General features: G+C 40.9%; 1 protein-coding gene. It reads left to right on the plus strand.

All coding sequences use genetic code 11. From position 1 onward, the window contains the following. Window positions 1–413 precede the first annotated feature (413 nt). Window positions 414–1,748: a dihydrolipoyl dehydrogenase family protein gene (locus tag H5975_RS07945; protein ID WP_204785588.1), complete on the plus strand. Its 1,335-nt coding sequence runs from the start codon at window positions 414–416 to the stop codon at window positions 1,746–1,748. Window positions 1,749–1,900 lie beyond the last annotated feature (152 nt).

A 1,900-nucleotide genomic window follows, 5' to 3' on the forward strand; every position in this document is an offset into this window, starting at 1 on the left:
AAGCATTTCTCGTTCTTTTATAGTAAGATGGATATAGCTCATAACGGGTTACCTCGAATTATTTGACTTGGTCGTTAAACTAATTCTACCCCGCTATGGGTTATTTTTTAATTTGTGTTGCACTTGAATTGTAAATTCTCACTTAGCTTTAGCTTGGTTAACTGCATTTAGTTCTGAACTATAACCACCATTATCCAACTCTTTTAGAACAATTGAACACCATTTTAAAGGAAGCTGATCTTTTTGTCCGAACAGCGTTCAGATTAATTTTACAATCTACCACTATTTAAAGTTAAGGATTGCTTTTTGTTCTCTTCAGTTGCAATCGCTTGCAATTCGCACCTATCCTCTGCTATGCTTGTGCCAACAATGGTAATTGTTTATTCATCTAAATTTAGGATGGAGGTAATTAAATGACTGAAAGTTATCAATTTGATGTTTTGTACTTAGGCGCGGGGCATGGTACCTTCGACGGGGCGGTTCCACTAGCTAAGAGTGGCAAAAAAGTCGCCATTATCGAAGCGGACAAAATCGGGGGAACTTGTCCAAACCGTGGATGCAACGCGAAAATTACGCTGGACAACCCAGTTCAACTTTTACGCCACCAAGAACGCCTTGATGGCATTGTAAATGGTGACTTAAAGCTGGATTGGACTGCCAATGTAGAACATGAACACGAAGTCATCGACGGCTTGCCGGACATGATTACTGGTTTACTCGACTCTGTTGACATCGAAATTATTCACGGTCGTGGAAAGTTTGTTGATGCTCACACCATCGAAGTGGATCAACAGCGCTACACCGCTGACAAAATCGTGATTGCAACGGGGCTACGTCCCCACCATCTAGATGTTATGGGCTCAGAACTTACGCATGACAGTACCGATTTTATGAACCTCAAACAGCTTCCTGAAAATATCGTAATTATTGGCGCGGGCTATATCGGCATGGAATTTGCCACGATTGCCAATGCTGCCGGCGCGAACGTCACTGTACTTTTACGCCATAATCAGGCGTTGCGCAAATTTAATCAAGATTACGTAAAACAAGTCATTGCCGATCTCGAAAAACGAGGGGTGAAGTTCATTTACAACGCTCAGGTGGATCGTTTTGAGGAAGACGGTTCTCATTTTACCGTGTCTTATAACGATCACGAAACCCTCACCACCGACTGGATTTTGGATGCTACCGGACGAATTCCTAACATCGAAAACATCGGATTAGACGAAGTAGGCGTTAGTTACAATGCTAACGGGATCGAAGTTAACGATCATCTTCAAACTAACATTGATAATATCTATGCTTCTGGTGATGTGATTGATAAAGAACAGCCTAAGCTCACCCCGACTGCGATCTTTGAATCTAATTATTTAACCCAACTTTTCACAGGAAAGACTACTGACGCAATCAACTATCCGGCCATTCCAACCATTGTCTTTACCTCACCACAAATCGCACAGGTTGGTATGAGCGTCGAAGAAGCTCAACAAAATCCTGATTACACCATTAAAACTAATCATCTTCCTGACGAATGGTTCCGCCAAGTTGATAAGGAAACAATAGGTGATAACACCTTGATTTACGATCAAGACCATCATCTTGTAGGAGCATCTGAAGTTAGTGAACATGCTGCCGATGCAATTAACGTTTTATTACCAGCAATTGAGTTTCAATATACAGCTGAACAACTAGGCCGCATCGTACCTCTCTTCCCTACTTTGGGAGCGGACGTCTGGTCACAGATTTAAAAAAACGCTGAGCCTCTTTTAAGGAGACTCGGCATTTTTTTATTATTCGCCGTTTGTAAAATTAAGTTAGAAAAATAAAAAAGCCATTTGTGATAGACTTTTGAATAACCACAAACAAAAGTAAAGGAACATCACAAATGACTTATAAACAT

It is taken from the genome of Limosilactobacillus coleohominis (genome assembly GCF_016901675.1).
GTDB lineage: Bacteria > Bacillota > Bacilli > Lactobacillales > Lactobacillaceae > Limosilactobacillus > Limosilactobacillus intestinavium.